This is a genomic window from Streptomyces sediminimaris, assembly GCF_047049295.1.
Lineage (GTDB): Bacteria > Actinomycetota > Actinomycetes > Streptomycetales > Streptomycetaceae > Streptomyces > Streptomyces sediminimaris.
This window is the reverse complement of the sequence record NZ_JBJWOT010000001.1, coordinates 3,887,884-3,903,671: the sequence shown is the minus strand read 5'-3', so window position 1 is coordinate 3,903,671 and position 15,788 is coordinate 3,887,884. Positions and strand designations below refer to the sequence as shown.

Sequence of the window (15,788 nt, the reverse complement as noted above, 5' to 3'; positions counted from 1 at the left end):
AGATGTCACAGGCTCACCGGCACCGCGAGGCCGGAACGCGGAACCTCCAGCGAGGTCAGAACTCGAACGACTCGTGGTGGATACGGCGGTGCGGGACGCCCGCCTCGCGCAGGGCGGCGTACGACTCCTCGGCCAGCCCCGGCGGACCGCACAGGTACACGTCGTGGTGGGCGATGTCCGGCAGGATCCGGCGCAGCATCTTCGCGGTGATCGCGGGCCGTCGCCCGTCGGGACTGTTGACCGCGTAGAGCAGCTGGGCCCCCCGTTCGTCCGCGATCGCCTCCAGCTCGTCCCGCAGCGCCAGGTCCTCGGCCGTGCGGGCCCGGTAGAGCAGGGTCAGATCACCGGACGCGGCGGGCAGCGTCTCGAACAGGGCCCGCAGCGGTGTGATGCCCGCGCCGCCCGCGAGCAGCAGCACCTTGCCGCGGCTGCGGCGGGCCGCCGTCATCGCTCCGTAGGGGCCCTCCGCCCACACACGTGTGCCGGGCCGCAGCCGGGCCAGCGCCGCGCTGTGCCCGCCGACCGCCTTCACGGTGATCCGCAGCAGGTCGGGGCGGGGCGGCGCCGAGAGGGAGTAGGGGTTCGCGGTCCACCGCAGGCCCGTGGTGAGGAACCGCCAGCGGAAGAACTGCCCGGCCTCGGCGCCGAGGCGGTGCAGCCGCCGGCCCCGGATCAGCACGGAGACCACACCCGGCGTCTCCTGCACCACCGCCTCGACGCGCATCCGGTGCCGGAGATTGAGCCGCAGCGGAGTGAGCACGCGGAACCACAGCAGCAGCGCACCGACCGTGAGGTACAGGGCGTACCAGGCCGCACGGGCGGCCGCGTCGCCGACGAACTCGTCGCCCGTCGTCAGCTGGTGCCAGAAGGCGAGGTAGACCGCGGCGTAGGTGAGCAGGTGCAGGTAGTACCAGGTCTCGTAGCGCATACGACGTCGTACGGCGCCGGCGGAGACGAAGCCGACGAGAAGCAGCAGCAGGGTGCCGGCCGTCGCCTTGACCATGTCCGGGTAGCCGGTGACGACGGACACCGTCTGCGCCACGACGCCGGTGTCCGCCTGCAGGGCGTATCCGTACAGGATCAGCACGACGTGGGCGAGGGTCAGCGAGAGCGCGTAGCGGCCGCTGCGGGCGTGCCAGCGCACCACGCGGTCGGAGCCGACCCGGCGTTCGAGCGCGGGGACGCGCGCCATCTGGGCGATCACCAGGGCGATCGCGTAGCCGGCGAGCAGTCCGGTGATGCGGCCCGCGTTCACCAGCCGGTCGGCCGTGGTCGCGGCGACGGCGGGCGTGTCCCGCCACCACAGCCACACCACGGCGGCGGCGCCGGCCCAGGAGAGCGCGAGCAGGGGTGTGGCGGGGGAGCGCCGGGGACGGATCCTGCGCATGGCCTGCCGCCGGCCCGCCCGGCCGTGCTGGATGGTGGTCAAGGCGTGTCTTCCGTGTCGGGGACGGTGTGTGAGGGCCCCCTCCCTGCATCCACGTAGTCCAGCGCACCGGCAGGGCCGACCGTCACATCCTCCCCGGACAGAACAACTAGGGGGTGTCCTGGTAGCGCGGCAGGTCGGCCGTGGAGATCGTCCAGTCGGCGATGGTGACGTCCTCGCCGTAGACGAAGTCCTTGCGGGTGGCATAGCGGGGGCCGTCGGGGGTGGGGTGGATGTCGGTGAGGACGGCGCCGGTGCCGGTGCGGGGGTCGAAGACGGCGTAGACGGGGATGCCGATCAGGGGGTAGTCGCGCACCTTGCCCACCCAGTCGTTGTCCGGGTTCGAGCGGGAGACCACTTCGATGGCGGCGATGAGCGTGTGCGGGTCGATCGAGCCCTCGGTGTCCAGATCGGTCCAGGCGATCACCATGACGTCAGGGTGGCGCATGATGCCTTCGGGCTCGTCCTCCACGTCGGGGGTGCCGTTGTGGGCCAGCAACTCGTCCGGCATCACGCTTTCCAGCCGGCGGCTGATGCGCGCCGTCGTGACCTCGTGCGGCCCTCCCGGCGACATCATGTCGTGGACGATCCCTTCCCTGGTGATCTCGAATTTGCCGGGCAGAGTGTCGTCCGTGGACTGAAGGAAGTCCCGCATGGCCCGGTAGGCGCCCGTTGCGCCGTGTCGCGTGTCGTCGGGGGCGATGGTCATGGCGCTCGCTCCTCGTCTGTGCCCGGGGGCAAGGATCGTCACGTCCATGCTAGGCGGCCTCCAGAAGATCGGATCGGCAGCCGCGGCAGCGGCCGGGAGCAGGAGCGCGGAAGGCGCGGTCGCAGCCGTCGCAGTTGCGGAGTGGGTGCCGGGCCGCCGGGGGAGGTGACACCGGAGTGCGGAACGGCGGCGGAAGCGGCAGCTGGGCGGCCAGGCGGTGGGCCAGGAGGGCGGCCGGACGGCAGAGGCGTTCTCGTGGCAGGTCCGTGGTGAGGACTTCGCGTACGGCGGCGGGTGTCACGTCGCGCTCCAGCCAGGCGGCGACGCCGGGGGCCAGATGGGCGGTGTCGCCCTCGCTGAGCAGCACGCGACGGTCGTGGCGGTGGAGGTCCGAGAGGAGATCGGTGGCCTGCTTAATGAGGGTGGGGGAGGGGCAGGAGGGGCGTGGCACCGGTGGAAGGGGCTTGGGTGACGTCTTCCTCGGGCGGGGCGTCCTGCCGGGACGGGGTGAGTCGTCGTCCCCGCCGTGGCCCGGCTGGTTGCAGGAGACCGTGCGGGTGACGATGCGGCCGTGGCCGGCGCGTTCGCGGGTGCGGCGCAGGTAGCCGTGGGTTTCCAACTCGCGCAGGGCGGCGGCGATGCGGGTGGTGCCCTCGGGGAAGCGGGCGGCGAGCGTCTTGATGTCCACCCGCGCCCCGGAGGGGAGCGACTGGATGTGAACGGCCAGTCCGATGGCGAGCGCCGACAGCTCCGGGTGCTGGGCGAGGTGGTTGCCGATCACCGTGAAGCGGGCGGTGTGGCGGGCGTTGTCGTGGACGAGACCACCCGCGTGAGGGTGGTTTTTGCCCGTGATGCGGGACCGGGCGCGCGAGGGCGCGCTAGGGTTTTGGATGTCCATCGGGAAGGTCCAGCTTCCTTGGTGGTCAGGCCCTCGCATCGGGATTGCAGTCCCGGCGAGGGCCGTTGCATGTTTGCGGTTGTGTTGCGGCGAGCGTAGAGCAAGCAACCGGGCGGAAATCCAGCTGAGTTGGCGATGTTCACCCGGGCGGGTGAGAGGCGCGTCGGCGGCGGGAGGCGGGGTGGGGCTTGGTGCTGGTCCTTTCACCGTCGTGTTTCTTGGACAAGACCGCCCGTGGCACCGGAGCACCGGTTTCCGGGGTTCGGTGGCAGGACGACCTCGGCCCACACCGTCTTGCGCGGGGGCAGGCCCGGCGCGACGCCCCACTTGTCGGCGAGCGCCTCCACGAGGACGAGGCCGCGGCCCGACTCGGCGTCCGCCGCCGGGGGCTGGGCGCACGGCAGACGGTCGCCCCGGGTGTCCGTGACCTCGATGCGGAGGGTGCCGGCGACGACGTAGAGCGTGAGGCGGAAGTCGCGTCCGGGGACGCGGCCGTGCGTGGCCGCGTTCGTCGCCAGCTCGGCCACGATGTGCTCCGCCGGGTCCGACGGCAGCCCCCAGCTGCGGAGTTGTTCCGTCGCCAGCAGGCGGGCCAGGCGGGCTCCGCGTGGGGTGGGGGAGAGCTGGACCGTGAAGTTCCGGATGACGGCGGTTTCTTGATTCACATCACTCAGCGTGGCGGCGCGTGCTTACTGTGAACAGTGACGAGTCCGATACGTACGGTGACTGTCCGGAGCTTGTCCGGTGCTGTCCGGGCTGTCGGCAACGGCCGTACGGGTAAGGGGCGTCGCGGGTACGGACGTACGGCGGAGGGGTGCGGGATGGGTGTGGACGGCGAGGCGGTCGAGCCGGGCTGGGAGGTCGACCCGGACGACGAGTGGGGCGTGGCCGTGATCGCGACGGTCGGGCGCCAGCTGAAGCTGCGGCGCGAGGCGGCGGGGATGCGGGCCGCCGAGTTCGGGGAGGCCGTCGGGTACGGCGAGGACCTGGTCTACAAGGTCGAGGGCGGGAAGCGGATCCCGCGCCTCGAGTATCTGGACAGGGCGGACGAGGTGTTGGGCGCCGGTGGGCTCATCGCGGCGATGAAGGAGGACGTGAGGAAGGTCCGCTATCCGAAGCGGGTCCGGGAGCTGGCCAAGCTGGAGGGGCGGGCGGTCGAGATCGGGGTGTACGAGTGCAACATCGTCGCCGGGCTGCTCCAGACGCCGGAGCATGCGCGGGCCGTGATCGGGGCGGCGCAACCTCCGTACTCGCCGGACGACGTGGAGCGCATGGTGGCCGCTCGCCTGGCCCGGCAGTCGGTGTTCGCACGGGATCCTGCTCCGTCGATCCACTTCGTCCTGGAAGAGACGGTGTTACGGCGTCCTATCGGAGGCACAATGGTGCGGCGACGACAGCTCGAACACCTGCTTGAGGTAGGGCGGTTGCACAACGTCGTGCTTCAGGTGATGCCCTTGGACTGCGAGGTGCACTCGGGTCTGGACGGAAGGATCGAGGTGCTGAAGTTCTCGGACGGCACGGCGATGGGGCGCTCCGGCGGGGCGTTCAACGGCCGCCCCACCTCGGACCCAAAACAGCTCCGCATCCTTGAGCTGCGGTATGGCACCATCCGGGCGCAGGCTCTCCCGCCCAGAGAGTCGCTGGCCTTCATCGAGCAACTGCTGGGAGAGACATGATCCGCAAGGCCCCCTCCGGGGACGCCTCCGAACTGGCGTGGTTCAAGAGCAGCTACAGCGGCGGCAATGACGGCAACTCCTGCGTCGAGATCGCGGTAGCGCCCCGCACCGTCCACGTCCGCGACTCCAAGAACACCGCGGGACCCCGCCTCGCCTTCGCCCCCGCCGCGTGGGCGAACTTCGTGCCGCATCTCAAGGGCTGAACGCCGGAGCCCCCGGCCGTACGGCCGGGGGCTCCGGCTCGGTGCGACGTCCGTCAGACGTTCACGCCGAAGTCCTGGGCGATGCCCGACAGGCCCGAGGCGTAGCCCTGGCCGACCGCGCGGAACTTCCACTCCGCGCCATTGCGGTACAGCTCGCCGAAGACCATGGCCGTCTCCGTGGCCGCGTCCTCCGAGAGGTCGTAGCGCGCGATCTCGGCGCCGCCGGCCTGGTTGACGATGCGGATGTAGGCGTTGCGGACCTGGCCGAAGTTCTGCGAGCGGGTCTCCGCGTCGTAGATGGAGACCGGGAAGACGATCTTGTCGACGTCGGCGGGCAGGGCGGCCAGGTTGACGTTGATCGCCTCGTCGTCGCCCTCGCCCTCACCGGTGCGGTTGTCGCCGGTGTGGACGATGGTGTTGTCCGGGGTCTGCTTGTTGTTGAAGAACACGAAGTGGGCGTCCGAGTACACCTTGCCCTGCGTGTTGACCGCGATGGCGGAGGCGTCGAGGTCGAAGTCCGTGCCGGTGGTGGTGCGGACGTCCCAGCCGAGGCCCACGGTGACGGCGGTCAGGCCCGGAGCCTCCTTGGTGAGCGAGACGTTGCCACCCTTGGACAGGCTTACAGCCATGGTTGGGAGTCCTTTCCCTCGTGTGTGTACGGCGGTGCGCGCCGAACGGGCAGTACGGCACGAAGCTACAGCTACCCGTATGAACGCCTGCAGGGGCGCGGAAGGTTCCGCGTCTCTTTACTTTCTTTACCGAACTCGCGGTGAACGATATTCGCGTGACGTGTGCCGGTCAGCCGCGCGACGATGGGGGTATGTCCGGTCCCTATGTCATCCGCGGCTCCGTCTCGCTCCCCGAGGCCGAGCTGATGTGGCGTTTCTCGCGGTCGTCGGGGCCCGGCGGGCAGCACGTCAACACCAGTGACTCGCAGGTGGAGCTGCGCTTCGACCTCGCGGGCACGCAGGCGCTGCCCGAGGCGTGGAAGCGCCGGGCGCTGGAGCGGCTGTCCGGCCGGCTCGTCGACGGCGTCGTCTCCGTGCGCGCCTCGGAGCACCGTTCGCAGTGGCGCAACCGGGAGACCGCCGCGGTGCGCCTCGCGGCGCTGCTCGCCGAGGCGACGGCGCCGCCGCCCAAGCCGCGCCGGGCGACGCGGATCCCGCGCGGGATCAACGAGCGGCGGCTGCGGGAGAAGAAGCAGCGCTCGGAGACGAAGCGGGGGCGGTCCGGGCGCAACTGGAGCTGAAAGCGGGCTCCCGGTGCGCGGCCGCAGAACGTTTTCGCGGTCGTAGAACGTCCTTTGTCGCATCCGCGTCACATTCGCGGCGTCCCGTTCGTCAACTGAACGGCAGGGCAACGGCGGGCGAGGAGCGGTGGCGATGAACGAGAACGGAATTCCCGGCGGGGACGGCGAGCGGAACGCGGCGGAGAACGAATTCCTCGCCCGGCGATTCGAATCGCACCGAAGTCATCTGCGTGCCGTCGCCTACCGCATGCTCGGCTCGGGCGCGGAGGCCGACGACGCGGTGCAGGAGGCCTGGTTCCGGTTGAGCCGTTCCGGCGCCCGGCAGGTGGAGAACCTCGGGGGCTGGCTGACGACGGTGGTCGGCCGGGTCTGCCTGGACATGCTGCGCTCGCGCAAATCCCGCGGGGAGGAGCCGCTGGAGGCCACCGCGCGCGTGGCGGACGCCTCCGTCGCCGATCCCGAGCAGGACGCGCTGCTCGCCGACTCCGTGGGCGTCGCGCTGCTCGTCGTGCTCGAGACGCTGTCGCCCGCCGAGCGGCTGGCGTTCGTGCTGCACGACCTGTTCGCGGTGTCCTACGAGGAGGTCGGGGACATCGTGGGGCGCAGCCCGGTGGCGGCGCGGCAGCTGGCCAGCCGGGCGCGGCGGCGGGTGCAGGGGGCCGGCGCGCCAGGCCGGGACGTGGTGCGGCAGCGCCAGGTCGTGGACGCGTTCCTGGCGGCGGCGCGGGAGGGCGACTTCGAGGCGCTGGTCGAACTGCTCGACCCGGACGTCGTGGCGCGCACCGACGTCGGCGTCACCACGGGCGCGCAGGCCGTGGCCAAGGGTGCGGCGAGCTTCGCCCACTTCGCGTACGTGGCGCGTCCCGCCCTGGTGGACGGCGCCACCGGTCTCGCGGTCTTCCTCGACGACCGCCTCGACCGGGCCCTCGCCTTCACCTTCGTACACGACCGGATCGCCCTGATCGAGATCGTGACGGCCCCGGACCGGGTCGCCCGGCTGGACGTGGAGCTGGTGTAGCGCGGACGACGCCGGGCCGCCCCGGGCCGGAGCCCTGCCCCGCGCGGAAGGTGCCGTGTGCGGACACCACGGGCCCGGCGGCTCGCCCGCCGCTCAGCGCAGCTGCCGGTAGCGGCCCCGGAAGTAGGTCAGCGGGCCGCCGTCCGCGCTCGGTACCGACGCCGTCAGTACCCGTCCTATCACCAGGGTGTGGTCACCTGCGGCGACCCGTTGCTCGGTGCGGCACTCCAGGGTGGCCAGGGCGCCGCGGACCAGGGGCGCGCCGGTCACCTCGCCGCGGGCGTAGGGGATGTCCTCGAAGAGCAGGCGGTCGCTGATGCGGCCCTTCATGGCGAAGCGGCCGGCGATGTGGCGCTGGCTCTCGGAGAGCACCGAGACCGCCCACAGGGGCTGTTCGTCGAGGAGGTCGTCCATGCGGGCGCCGGTGCGCAGGCTGACCAGCACCAGGGGCGGGTCCAGGGAGACCGACAGGAAGGCCGTCGCCGTCATGCCGACGTCCTCGCCGTCCGGCGCCGACGGGTCGTCGGGGTCCAGCGGCGGCTCCTGCGCGGTCACCAGGACCACGCCCGCGGCCAGCCGGGACATGGCGGCGCGGAACTCGTCGTTGCTCACCCCCTCAGCATGCCCGGAGGCGGACGGAGCAGTGATCGGGAACGCGGCAGGGGAGGTGTTCGGCACGCCGGAAACGCTAATCTGCGCTCTGCTCTCCGCGCATCGGGCCCCGGGCCGAGAACGGACCTAGGTCCACCGGCGGAGTCCGGGAAGCAGTTGTGAAGGAGCCCGTACGCTGTTCTGCCGCGTCTCCACAGACGCACAAAGTTTGCGTTCGGTAAACGCATAGAGAAAACACAGAAACACCACTCAATTGTTCATCTTTGGCTGTGACTTGAGTCACAAGGGCCATTAATTGTTGACCCTGTGTACCGAGTGGGCAGCGCGCTGTGATTCAGTGGCTGGGAAGCTGCCAGGAACGATACGCCGATGAGAACCCTTGATTCACTGCGAGGTCTCGGGGGGAGGGCGAGCATGGAGACCGAGTCGGAGCCCTACGTCCGTCTTGCGACCCTGCGGCAACTGCACCAGGTCATGGCCGACATGAACACGGCCCGCAGCCTCGCGGACACCCTGCAGACGGTCGCGGAAGGCGTGGTGAACGGCCTCGGCTACGAGCTGGCGTGCGTCAACCTCGTCCGCCCCGACGGCGACCTCGTGGTCGCCGCCTTCGCGGGGAACGCGGCGGCGGAGGCGCTCATCACCGGCCGCGTCGGCTCCCGCGAGTCCTGGGAGCGCCGCCTGAGCATGGGTGAGCACTGGGGCGACCTGGTCTTCATATCGCACACCGAGGGCTGGGTCCTCGACGACGACGACGTCCCGCAGTGGTACACCGACGGGCCCGCGCCCCGCTTCGAGGACGAGTGGCACCCCGCCGACCGGCTGTTCGCCCCGATGTACATGCCCGGCGGCCCGGGCGGCTCCAGCGGCGAGCTGATCGGCGTGCTGTCCGTGGACCGGCCGCGCAACGGCCGCCGGCCGGGCGCGTGGGGCCGGGAAGCCCTCCAGATGTACGCGTTCCAGGCGGCCATCGCGATCAGCAACGCGCGCCTGCGCGCCAACATGCAGCGCGCCCTGGTCCGGCTCGAACGCGAGCAGCAGGCGCTGCGCGCCAGCGAGGAAAGCTTCCGTCAGGCGTTCGAGTACGCGCCCTCCGGCATGGCCATCGCCGAGATGGGCGGCGACCAGCACGGCCGGATCCTGCGCACCAACGACGCGCTGTGCCGGCTGCTCGGCCGCCCCGCCTCGGCGATGCGCCGCTACTCCTTCTCCGACCTGGTCCACCCCGAGGACATCGGCACCCTGCTGCGGACCTCCGCCGAGGGGGGACGGGCGGAGCTCAGACTCGGCCGCCGCGACGGCACCTACGTCTGGGTGTCGCTGCGCAACAGCGTCGTCGCCGACGCCGCGGACGGCCCGCGTTTCCTCCTCACCCACGTCGAGGACATCGAGGAGCGCAAGCGCCGCGAGCTGCAGCTCGCCCACCGCGCCTCGCACGACTCGCTCACCGGCCTGCCGAACTCCGCCGAGCTGCGCTCGCGGCTGTCCTCGCGCCTGTGCCACCGCCCCACCCACCCCGGAGCCCTGGAGTCCCTGGACGCGGCCTACGGCCACCCCGCCTTCGACGCGAACGGCCACGGCTTCGACTTCCGGCCCGGCAGCGGCGTCGAGGTGTTCGACGGCTACGACCACCATGTGCACACCGCCGCGCCGGCGAACGACCACGACGACGGCACCAAGGGCCTCGCGGTCCTCTTCTGCGACCTCGACGGCTTCAAGTCGATCAACGACCGGTTCGGGCACAACGCCGGTGACGCGGTCCTCATCGAGGTCGCGCGGCGGCTGTCCCGCGGCGTGCGCGACGGCGACACGGTGGCGCGGCTCGGCGGTGACGAGTTCGTGGTGCTGGCCGACGGGCTCGGGCGGGCCGACGCGCAGGACCTCGCGGTCCGGCTGCGCAGCGAGATCATCCAGCCGATCCGGGTCGACGGCCGGGCCATGCGCGTCGGTGCCAGCTTCGGCATCGGATGGGCGCACTGCGGCATGACCGCGGACGAAGTGCTGAAGTCCGCCGACGAGCGGATGTACGTAGAGAAACGATCTCGTCCCAAACAGCACAGACGCGCGGGTTGATCACCAGGTCAGCGAGCCGATGCGAGCCGAGTCACCCGTTTGGGTCAGCGGAAGCGGGTAGGCTCGCCATTCCGACCCCTCGTATCGCACCCGACCCGCACCGCTGAGGAGTACCAAGGGATGACGTCCGGCAACAACGGCGCCAGCACGCCCGAGGACGACGACCCGTTCGGCTACCTCTACGCCGACGGGCAGGCCAACGGAGCCCAGCCGCCGTCCGGTGGCTACGGCTACCCGAACTCCGTCAACCGGGTCCGCTCGGTCGGTCAGCGGCAGTACGGCCAGCCGGCGCAGCAGACGGCCGCCTACGGACAGGTCCCGCAGCAGCCGGGCGGCTACGGCTCGCCGAACGCCCACTACGCCGCGCCGGAGACGCTGCCGGGCGGCGGCGCCCCCACCGCCCCGGTGCAGCAGCCCGCCCGCACCGGCGGCGGCCGCAGCGGCGGCCCGAACACCAAGGGCCTGCTGATCGGCGCGATCGCGGTGGTCGCCGCGGTCGTGATCGGCATCGGCGTGGCGATGATGGGCGGCGACTCGCAGAACGACAAGGCGGGCGGCCAGAGCTCGGCCACGCCGTCGGCGCAGCAGAGCTCCGAGCCGAGCGCGTCGGCGAGCGGCAGCGCGCAGGCGGCGGACCTGCCGAAGACCGACGCGAAGGCCCTGAACCTCGGCACCGGTGTGACGACGGCCTCCGACGTCCCGGGCGCGAGCGCGGACGGCGGCATATACGTGTCGGGTCTCAACCAGCCCGGTGCCTCGGTCACCTGGAACGTCGACGGCATCCCCAAGTCCGGCGTCTACACGCTGTTCGTGAACTACAGCACGGCCGACGAGGACCAGTCGATGACGCTCATCGTCAACGGCAAGCCGTTCGGCAGCAAGCTGAACCTGGGCAACTTCGCACATGCCAAGGGCGGGGACTTCTCGAAGGGCTGGACGCGGACCTTCGCCTGGCCGACCCTCAACAAGGGCAGCAACACCATCTCGATCGCCTGCCAGAACGGCGACAAGTGCAACGTCCTGCTGGACCAGCTGTCGCTGAAGGAAGGCCAGGTCAAGGACTAGGGGCGCGCCGGCACACGCCCTAGGCGGCGCTGGCCTCCTGGGTCACCGCCACCCGGCCCACCAGCTCCTCGTACGTCCCCCGGTCGAACTCGCCCGCCGACGCCGCCAGAACCGTCGCCGCCGACAGGGCCGCCGCGCGGGAGAGGCGGTCCGGCCAGGGGAGCTGTTCCGCCAGGCCCGACAGGAGGCCGGCCACCGCCGAGTCGCCGGCCCCGGTGGGGTTGCCGTGCAGCCGGGCGGGGGGTGTGGCCCGCCAGCGGCCCTCCGGGGTCGCCGCGAGCAGGCCCTGCGTGCCCAGGGAGGCGACGACCGTGCGGGCGCCCCGGCGGCGGGCGTCCAGGGTGGCGCGCAGCGGGTCGTGGGAGCCGGTGAGTTCGGCCAGTTCGCCGGCGTTGGGCTTGATCAGGTCGGGACGGGCCGCGACACCCCGGCGCAGCGGTTCGCCGCTGGTGTCCAGCAGGACGGGGACGCCGGCGGCCTTGGCGGCCCGTATCAGGCCCGCGTACGCACCCACCGGCACCCCCGGCGGCAGGCTGCCGCACAGGGCCACCGCGGACGCCGTCGCGAGCAGGTCCTCGTAGACCTCCTGGAAGGCGCGCCACTCGGCGGGCGTGACGGTGGGGCCGGGCTCGTTGAGCTGGGTCGTGTCGCCGGTCCGTTCGTCCACCAGCGCGATCGTGCGCCGCGTCGGGCCCTCGACCGGCACCAGCGCGTCCACCAGGCCGGCCGTGGCGGTCAGGCCGTCCTGCACCGTGCGGCCCGTCGCGCCGCCCGTGAAGCCCGTGACCGTCACCTCGTGCCCCAGCGCCGCGAGGACCCGCGCCACGTTCACGCCCTTGCCGCCGGGCCGCTCGATCACCTCGGTGACCCGGTGGGTGGCGTGCGCACGGAGCGCGGGTACGCGGTACGTGATGTCGAGAGCGGTGTTCAGCGTGACCGTGAGGATCACCTGCGCCGGCCTCCCCCCGAAGATGGATCTGTCCGTCCGGAAGGGTGATCATGCCAAACGGACGGCGGGCGTCCCAGTCTCCCAGGACAACCGCCGCCCTCAACAGCGGGACAAGTCATCCCAGTTGTGGATCGACCACCCATTCACCCCGGCGCATCACGCCCTTGAGGTCGAAGTGCTCGTCCAGGACCACCAGGTCGGCGTCCTTCCCGGGCTCCAGCGAGCCGACGGTGTCGTACATGCCGAGCAGCTTCGCCGGGTTGGCCGAGGCCGCCGCGACCACGTCCCGCACCGGCAGCCCGTCCACGGTCACCGCACGCTTGAACGCCCGGTCCATGGTGAGGGTCGACCCCGCGATCGAGCCGCCCTCCACCAGCCGCGCCACGCCCTCGCTGACCTCGACCTCCAGCGGGCCGAGCAGATAGCGCCCGTCCCCGACGCCGGCCGCGTCCATCGCGTCGGTGATGAACGCCACCCGCCCGGCGCCCGCGTGGTGGAACGCCAGCCGGAGGGGGGCGGGGTGCAGGTGCGTGCCGTCGTTGATCAGCTCGACCGTGACGCGCTCGTCCTCCAGCAGGGCGGTGATCGGGCCGGGCGCCCGGTGGCCGATCTGCGGCATCGCGTTGAACAGGTGCGTCGCGACCGTGGCACCGGCCTCGATCGCCTCCACCGTCTGCTCGTACGTCGCGTCCGTGTGCCCGACCGCCGCGATCACGCCGTGCTCGGCCAGCAGCCGTACGGAGTCGATGCCGCCCGGCAGTTCGGTGGCGAGCGTGACCATCCTGGCCCTGCCGCGCGCCGCGTCGATCAGCTTGCGCACCTCCGCCGGGTCCGGGTCGCGCAGCAGCGCCTCGGAGTGCGCGCCCTTGCGGCACGGCGAGATGAACGGGCCCTCGAAGTGGATGCCGGCGATCTCCCCCTGCTCGGCCAGCTCCGACAGCAGCCCGGCCTGCTTGACCAGGGCGTCCATGTGGTCGGTGACGGTGGAGGCGACGAGGGTGGTGGTGCCGTGGCGGCGGTGGGTGTCGAGGGCCCTGAGGACGTCGTCCACCGGGCCGGAGAACGAGGCTCCGCCGCCGCCGTGGTTGTGGATGTCGACGAAGCCGGGGACGATCCAGTGCCCGCGGGCGTCCACGACGTGCGCGCGGGGGTCCTCCTCCGCGGCGATCCGGGCGCCGTCGACGGCGAGGCGGGCGTCGTCCACCGTGCCGGTGGGCAGCACCAGACGCGCGCCGGTGAACACCCGCGGGTGCGTCGTGGCCGGGCGCGCCCCGCGCCGGGCTCGCATGTCGGCGCTGTCCCGTGCCCCTGGGTCGGTTGCCATCAGGTCGCTACCTCCGTGCCGTCCGTAGTTGCGAGGAGATCCCAGGCCAGCAGTCCGGCGCCCAGGCAGCCCGCCGTGTCCCCCAGCGCCGCGGGGACGATCGACGGCAGTTTTTGGAAGGTGACCCGCCGCCGGACGGCGTCCCGCAGCGGCGTGAACAGCGTTTCCCCCGCCTCCGCGAGGCCGCCGCCGATGATCAGGGTGCGCGGGTCCAGCAGGGTGAGGGCGGTGACCAGGCCGTCGGCCAGGGCGTCGATGGCGTCCTGCCAGACCCGGACGGCGTTCGGGTCACCGGACGCGACGGCCTTCGCGCAGTCCGCGGCGTCCGCGTCCGGGTCCCCGCAGGCCGCCGCCCACGCCTCGCTGACGGCCGCGGCGGAGGCGTACCGCTCCAGGCAGCCGCTCTGCCCGCACGGGCAGGGGCTGCCGCCCGGCCGTACGACGATGTGGCCGATCTCACCGGCGAAGCCGTGCGCGCCCGCCTCCACCCGGCCCGCGATCCCGATGGCGCCCGCGATGCCGGTGCCGAGGGGGATGAACAGGAAGCGGTCGGCGCCCCTGCCCGCCCCGATCCGGCCCTCCGCGAGCCCGCCGGTGCGCACGTCGTGCCCGAGGGCGACCGGGACCCCGAGCCGTGCGGACAGCAGGTCGCGCAGCGGGACCTCGCGCCAGCCGAGGTTGGCGGAGTAGCGGGCGACGCCCCGGTCGGCGTCGACGATGCCGGGCACGGCGACGCCGGCCGCGGCAGCGGGCTCGCCGAAGCGCCCGGCGCCGTACGCGCTGAGCTCGGCGGCGAAGTCGAGGATGCCGTCGACGACCGCGCCGGGTCCGCGCTCGCGCCCGGTCGCCCGGCGGGCCTGGTGCAGCAGCCCGCCGTCGGCCGCGACCAGCGCGGCCTTCATCCCGGTGCCGCCCACGTCGAGGGCGATGACATGTCTCACGGGGGACAGTGTGGCCCCAGGACCCGCAAGAGGTCTAGTCCACTCACGTGGTGTAGACCTATCCTGTCCACATATTGAACAGCGAGACAGCAGAGTTGGGGTCACAGGCAGTGCAGCGGCGTAGGACAGGAACGATCGCGGCGGTGTCCGCACTGGGCATGACGGCGGTCCTCGGCGGCTGCGGCCTCACCGGCGGACCGGGGGACGTCACCCTGAAGCTGATCGCCGCGGACTACGGCGACTCCGCCGCCAACAGCTCCCAGAAGTACTGGGACGAGCTCGTCCGGGAGTACGAGGGCAAGCACCCCGGCGTGAAGATCGACGTCAGCGTGTACTCGTGGAACGACGTCGACCGCAAGGTCAAGGAGCTGGTGGACGCCGGCCAGGAGCCCGACATGGCGCAGATCGGCGCCTACGCCGACTACGCCGACAAGGGCCTGCTCTACACGGCCGACGACCTGCTCTCCATCACCACGCAGGCCGACCTCGCCTCCCAGCTCGCCACCGCGGGCCAGGTCAAGGGCGTGCAGTACGGGATGCCGTTCGCCGCCTCCACCCGGCTGCTCTTCTACAACAAGACCCTCTTCAAGCGCGCCGGGCTCACCCCGCCGAAGACCTGGTCCGAGCTCGCCTCCGACGCCGGGGCGCTCGAGCGGCGGGGCGTGAAGTACCCGTACGCGCTGCCGCTGGGGCCCGAGGAGGCGCAGGCCGAGACGATGCAGTGGATGCTGAGCGGAGGCGGTGGCTACACCGACGACGTCGGCACCTACGCCATCGACTCCGCGCAGAACGTCGACACCTTCGACTGGCTCAAGCACGACCTGGTCGACAAGGGCCTGACCGGTCCCGTCGCGCCCGGCAGGCTCAACCGCGCCGCCGCCTTCGCGGCCTTCGCCGACGGCGACGTCGGCATGCTCGACGGCCATCCCTCGCTGATGAAGATAGCCGCGAGGAAGGGCGTGAAGTTCGGCATGGTGCCCATGCCCGGTGCCGACGGCAGGAGCAGGAACGCGCTGGGCGTCGCGGACTGGATGATGGCCTTCAAGAAGAACGGCCACGCCGATCAGATCGGCGACTTCCTCGACTTCGTCTACAGCACCAGGAACGTGCTCGCCTTCTCCCGCGAGTACGACCTGCTGCCGGTGACCACCTCCGCCTCCGAGGTCATGAGCTCGGACAAGCGGGACGCCGGCCTCAAGCCGTTCCTCGACCAGCTCCCGCTGTCCGAGCTCTACCCGGTCGGCAACACCTCCTGGGCGCGGGTCGCCGCGGCCGTCAAGAAGAACATCGGCGAGGCGGTCGCCCCGGGCGGCAGCCCCGCGGCCACCCTCGCGCGGCTGCAGTCGACGGCCGCCAAGGCGGAGGTCGCCGGGTAGGCGGTGTCGGTGCCGGGGGCTACGGTGGCCGGCATGGATCAGCAGCCGCTGGGGGACCGCGAACGGGCCGTCCTCGCCCTGGAGCGCAGAGGCTTCCCGGGGCCGGGCGCCAAGGAGCGCGCCATACGCGAGGAGCTGGGCCTGGCCCCGGTCCGCTACTACCAGCTCCTGAACGCCCTCCTGGACGACACCAGGGCGCTCGCCCACGATCCGGTGACGGTGAACAGACTGCGGCGGGTGAGGGAACAAAGACGGGCCGAACGCTGAGG

17 protein-coding genes are annotated in these 15,788 nt (G+C 71.9%); 8 read left to right on the top strand and 9 right to left on the bottom strand.

The window, feature by feature from the left end:
* Positions 1-55: 55 nt before the first annotated feature.
* The 4 genes from ACJ9NR_RS17975 to ACJ9NR_RS17960 all read right to left on the bottom strand — a co-directional run bounded on the left by ACJ9NR_RS17975 (position 56) and on the right by ACJ9NR_RS17960 (position 3,698).
* A complete protein-coding gene (locus tag ACJ9NR_RS17975; protein WP_412488865.1) occupies positions 56-1,387 on the bottom strand; it encodes a ferredoxin reductase family protein in 1,332 nt (443 codons plus the stop codon).
* A 148-nt stretch (positions 1,388-1,535) separates the two neighbouring features.
* A complete protein-coding gene (locus tag ACJ9NR_RS17970) occupies positions 1,536-2,135 on the bottom strand; it encodes a Uma2 family endonuclease (RefSeq protein ID WP_412488584.1) in 600 nt (199 codons plus the stop codon).
* Between the two features lie 49 nt (positions 2,136-2,184).
* Positions 2,185-3,033, bottom strand: coding sequence for a helix-turn-helix domain-containing protein (locus ACJ9NR_RS17965; RefSeq protein ID WP_412488583.1), 849 nt, complete (start codon positions 3,031-3,033; stop codon positions 2,185-2,187).
* A 203-nt stretch (positions 3,034-3,236) separates the two neighbouring features.
* On the bottom strand, positions 3,237-3,698 hold the full coding sequence (locus ACJ9NR_RS17960; protein WP_412488582.1) for an ATP-binding protein: 462 nt from the start codon (positions 3,696-3,698) through the stop codon (positions 3,237-3,239).
* Between the two features lie 156 nt (positions 3,699-3,854).
* Between ACJ9NR_RS17960 and ACJ9NR_RS17955 the strand changes: the two genes are divergently transcribed.
* Together ACJ9NR_RS17955 and ACJ9NR_RS17950 are read left to right on the top strand one after the other, a co-directional pair.
* Positions 3,855-4,709 (top strand): helix-turn-helix domain-containing protein, encoded by an 855-nt coding sequence (locus ACJ9NR_RS17955; RefSeq protein WP_412488581.1) that lies wholly within the window; start codon positions 3,855-3,857, stop codon positions 4,707-4,709.
* On the top strand, positions 4,706-4,912 hold the full coding sequence (locus ACJ9NR_RS17950; protein WP_412488580.1) for a DUF397 domain-containing protein: 207 nt from the start codon (positions 4,706-4,708) through the stop codon (positions 4,910-4,912). The genes ACJ9NR_RS17955 and ACJ9NR_RS17950 overlap by 4 nt, the downstream gene beginning before the upstream one ends.
* Before the next feature lie 53 nt (positions 4,913-4,965).
* On the opposite strand, the gene ACJ9NR_RS17945 is transcribed toward ACJ9NR_RS17950, so the two are convergent.
* The gene (locus ACJ9NR_RS17945) at positions 4,966-5,541 is read right to left on the bottom strand and encodes a TerD family protein (protein WP_412488579.1); all 576 of its coding nucleotides are present in this window, start codon (positions 5,539-5,541) and stop codon (positions 4,966-4,968) included.
* 191 nt (positions 5,542-5,732) lie between these two features.
* On the opposite strand from ACJ9NR_RS17945, the gene arfB reads away from it, so the two are divergent.
* Both arfB and ACJ9NR_RS17935 read left to right on the top strand, forming a co-directional pair.
* Positions 5,733-6,161 carry an alternative ribosome rescue aminoacyl-tRNA hydrolase ArfB gene (gene arfB, locus ACJ9NR_RS17940; protein ID WP_412488578.1) on the top strand — a complete coding sequence of 143 codons (429 nt, stop codon included), beginning with the start codon at positions 5,733-5,735 and terminating at the stop codon, positions 6,159-6,161.
* 133 nt (positions 6,162-6,294) lie between these two features.
* Entirely contained in the window at positions 6,295-7,179 is an 885-nt protein-coding gene (locus ACJ9NR_RS17935; RefSeq protein ID WP_412488577.1) for a sigma-70 family RNA polymerase sigma factor, read from the top strand.
* A 93-nt stretch (positions 7,180-7,272) separates the two neighbouring features.
* Here ACJ9NR_RS17935 and ACJ9NR_RS17930 read toward each other — a convergent pair whose 3' ends face one another.
* Complete coding sequence (locus ACJ9NR_RS17930) at positions 7,273-7,857, bottom strand: flavin reductase family protein (RefSeq protein ID WP_412488576.1); 585 nt, start codon at positions 7,855-7,857, stop codon at positions 7,273-7,275.
* A gap of 348 nt (positions 7,858-8,205) precedes the next feature.
* On the opposite strand from ACJ9NR_RS17930, the gene cdgB reads away from it, so the two are divergent.
* Both cdgB and ACJ9NR_RS17920 read left to right on the top strand, forming a co-directional pair.
* Positions 8,206-9,864, top strand: a complete 1,659-nt coding sequence (gene cdgB, locus ACJ9NR_RS17925) for a diguanylate cyclase CdgB (RefSeq protein WP_412488575.1) — start codon at positions 8,206-8,208, stop codon at positions 9,862-9,864.
* 120 nt (positions 9,865-9,984) lie between these two features.
* Positions 9,985-10,929, top strand: a complete 945-nt coding sequence (locus ACJ9NR_RS17920; protein ID WP_412488574.1) for a carbohydrate-binding protein — start codon at positions 9,985-9,987, stop codon at positions 10,927-10,929.
* A gap of 19 nt (positions 10,930-10,948) precedes the next feature.
* Here the strand turns inward: ACJ9NR_RS17920 and ACJ9NR_RS17915 are convergent, their stop codons facing one another.
* The 3 genes from ACJ9NR_RS17915 to ACJ9NR_RS17905 form a co-directional block, all read right to left on the bottom strand.
* The gene (locus ACJ9NR_RS17915) at positions 10,949-11,878 is read right to left on the bottom strand and encodes a 1-phosphofructokinase family hexose kinase (protein WP_412488573.1); all 930 of its coding nucleotides are present in this window, start codon (positions 11,876-11,878) and stop codon (positions 10,949-10,951) included.
* Positions 11,879-11,993: 115 nt separating this feature from the next.
* Positions 11,994-13,166, bottom strand: coding sequence for an N-acetylglucosamine-6-phosphate deacetylase (gene nagA, locus ACJ9NR_RS17910; protein ID WP_412488864.1), 1,173 nt, complete (start codon positions 13,164-13,166; stop codon positions 11,994-11,996).
* A 35-nt stretch (positions 13,167-13,201) separates the two neighbouring features.
* On the bottom strand, positions 13,202-14,143 hold the full coding sequence (locus ACJ9NR_RS17905) for an ROK family protein (protein WP_412488572.1): 942 nt from the start codon (positions 14,141-14,143) through the stop codon (positions 13,202-13,204).
* A 110-nt stretch (positions 14,144-14,253) separates the two neighbouring features.
* Here ACJ9NR_RS17905 and ACJ9NR_RS17900 point away from each other — a divergent pair, with 110 nt between their 5' ends.
* Positions 14,254-15,519 (top strand): extracellular solute-binding protein, encoded by a 1,266-nt coding sequence (locus ACJ9NR_RS17900; RefSeq protein ID WP_491074822.1) that lies wholly within the window; start codon positions 14,254-14,256, stop codon positions 15,517-15,519.
* Between the two features lie 33 nt (positions 15,520-15,552).
* Positions 15,553-15,786, top strand: a complete 234-nt coding sequence (locus ACJ9NR_RS17895; protein WP_412488571.1) for a DUF3263 domain-containing protein — start codon at positions 15,553-15,555, stop codon at positions 15,784-15,786.
* The last annotated feature ends 2 nt before the right edge of the window (positions 15,787-15,788 follow it).

Excerpts from the sequence above, each read along its gene's own strand:
- ACJ9NR_RS17965 (WP_412488583.1), bottom strand. The coding sequence starts at position 3,033 with ATGGACATCCAAAACCCTAGCGCGCCCTCGCGCGCCCGGTCCCGCATC.
- ACJ9NR_RS17970 (WP_412488584.1), bottom strand. The coding sequence starts at position 2,135 with ATGACCATCGCCCCCGACGACACGCGACACGGCGCAACGGGCGCCTAC.
- ACJ9NR_RS17950 (WP_412488580.1), top strand. The coding sequence starts at position 4,706 with ATGATCCGCAAGGCCCCCTCCGGGGACGCCTCCGAACTGGCGTGGTTC.
- nagA (WP_412488864.1), bottom strand. The coding sequence starts at position 13,166 with ATGCGAGCCCGGCGCGGGGCGCGCCCGGCCACGACGCACCCGCGGGTG.
- ACJ9NR_RS17935 (WP_412488577.1), top strand. The coding sequence starts at position 6,295 with ATGAACGAGAACGGAATTCCCGGCGGGGACGGCGAGCGGAACGCGGCG.
- cdgB (WP_412488575.1), top strand. The coding sequence starts at position 8,206 with ATGGAGACCGAGTCGGAGCCCTACGTCCGTCTTGCGACCCTGCGGCAA.
- ACJ9NR_RS17920 (WP_412488574.1), top strand. The coding sequence starts at position 9,985 with ATGACGTCCGGCAACAACGGCGCCAGCACGCCCGAGGACGACGACCCG.
- ACJ9NR_RS17945 (WP_412488579.1), bottom strand. The coding sequence starts at position 5,541 with ATGGCTGTAAGCCTGTCCAAGGGTGGCAACGTCTCGCTCACCAAGGAG.
- ACJ9NR_RS17975 (WP_412488865.1), bottom strand. The coding sequence starts at position 1,387 with ATGCGCAGGATCCGTCCCCGGCGCTCCCCCGCCACACCCCTGCTCGCG.
- arfB (WP_412488578.1), top strand. The coding sequence starts at position 5,733 with ATGTCCGGTCCCTATGTCATCCGCGGCTCCGTCTCGCTCCCCGAGGCC.
- ACJ9NR_RS17895 (WP_412488571.1), top strand. The coding sequence starts at position 15,553 with ATGGATCAGCAGCCGCTGGGGGACCGCGAACGGGCCGTCCTCGCCCTG.
- ACJ9NR_RS17955 (WP_412488581.1), top strand. The coding sequence starts at position 3,855 with ATGGGTGTGGACGGCGAGGCGGTCGAGCCGGGCTGGGAGGTCGACCCG.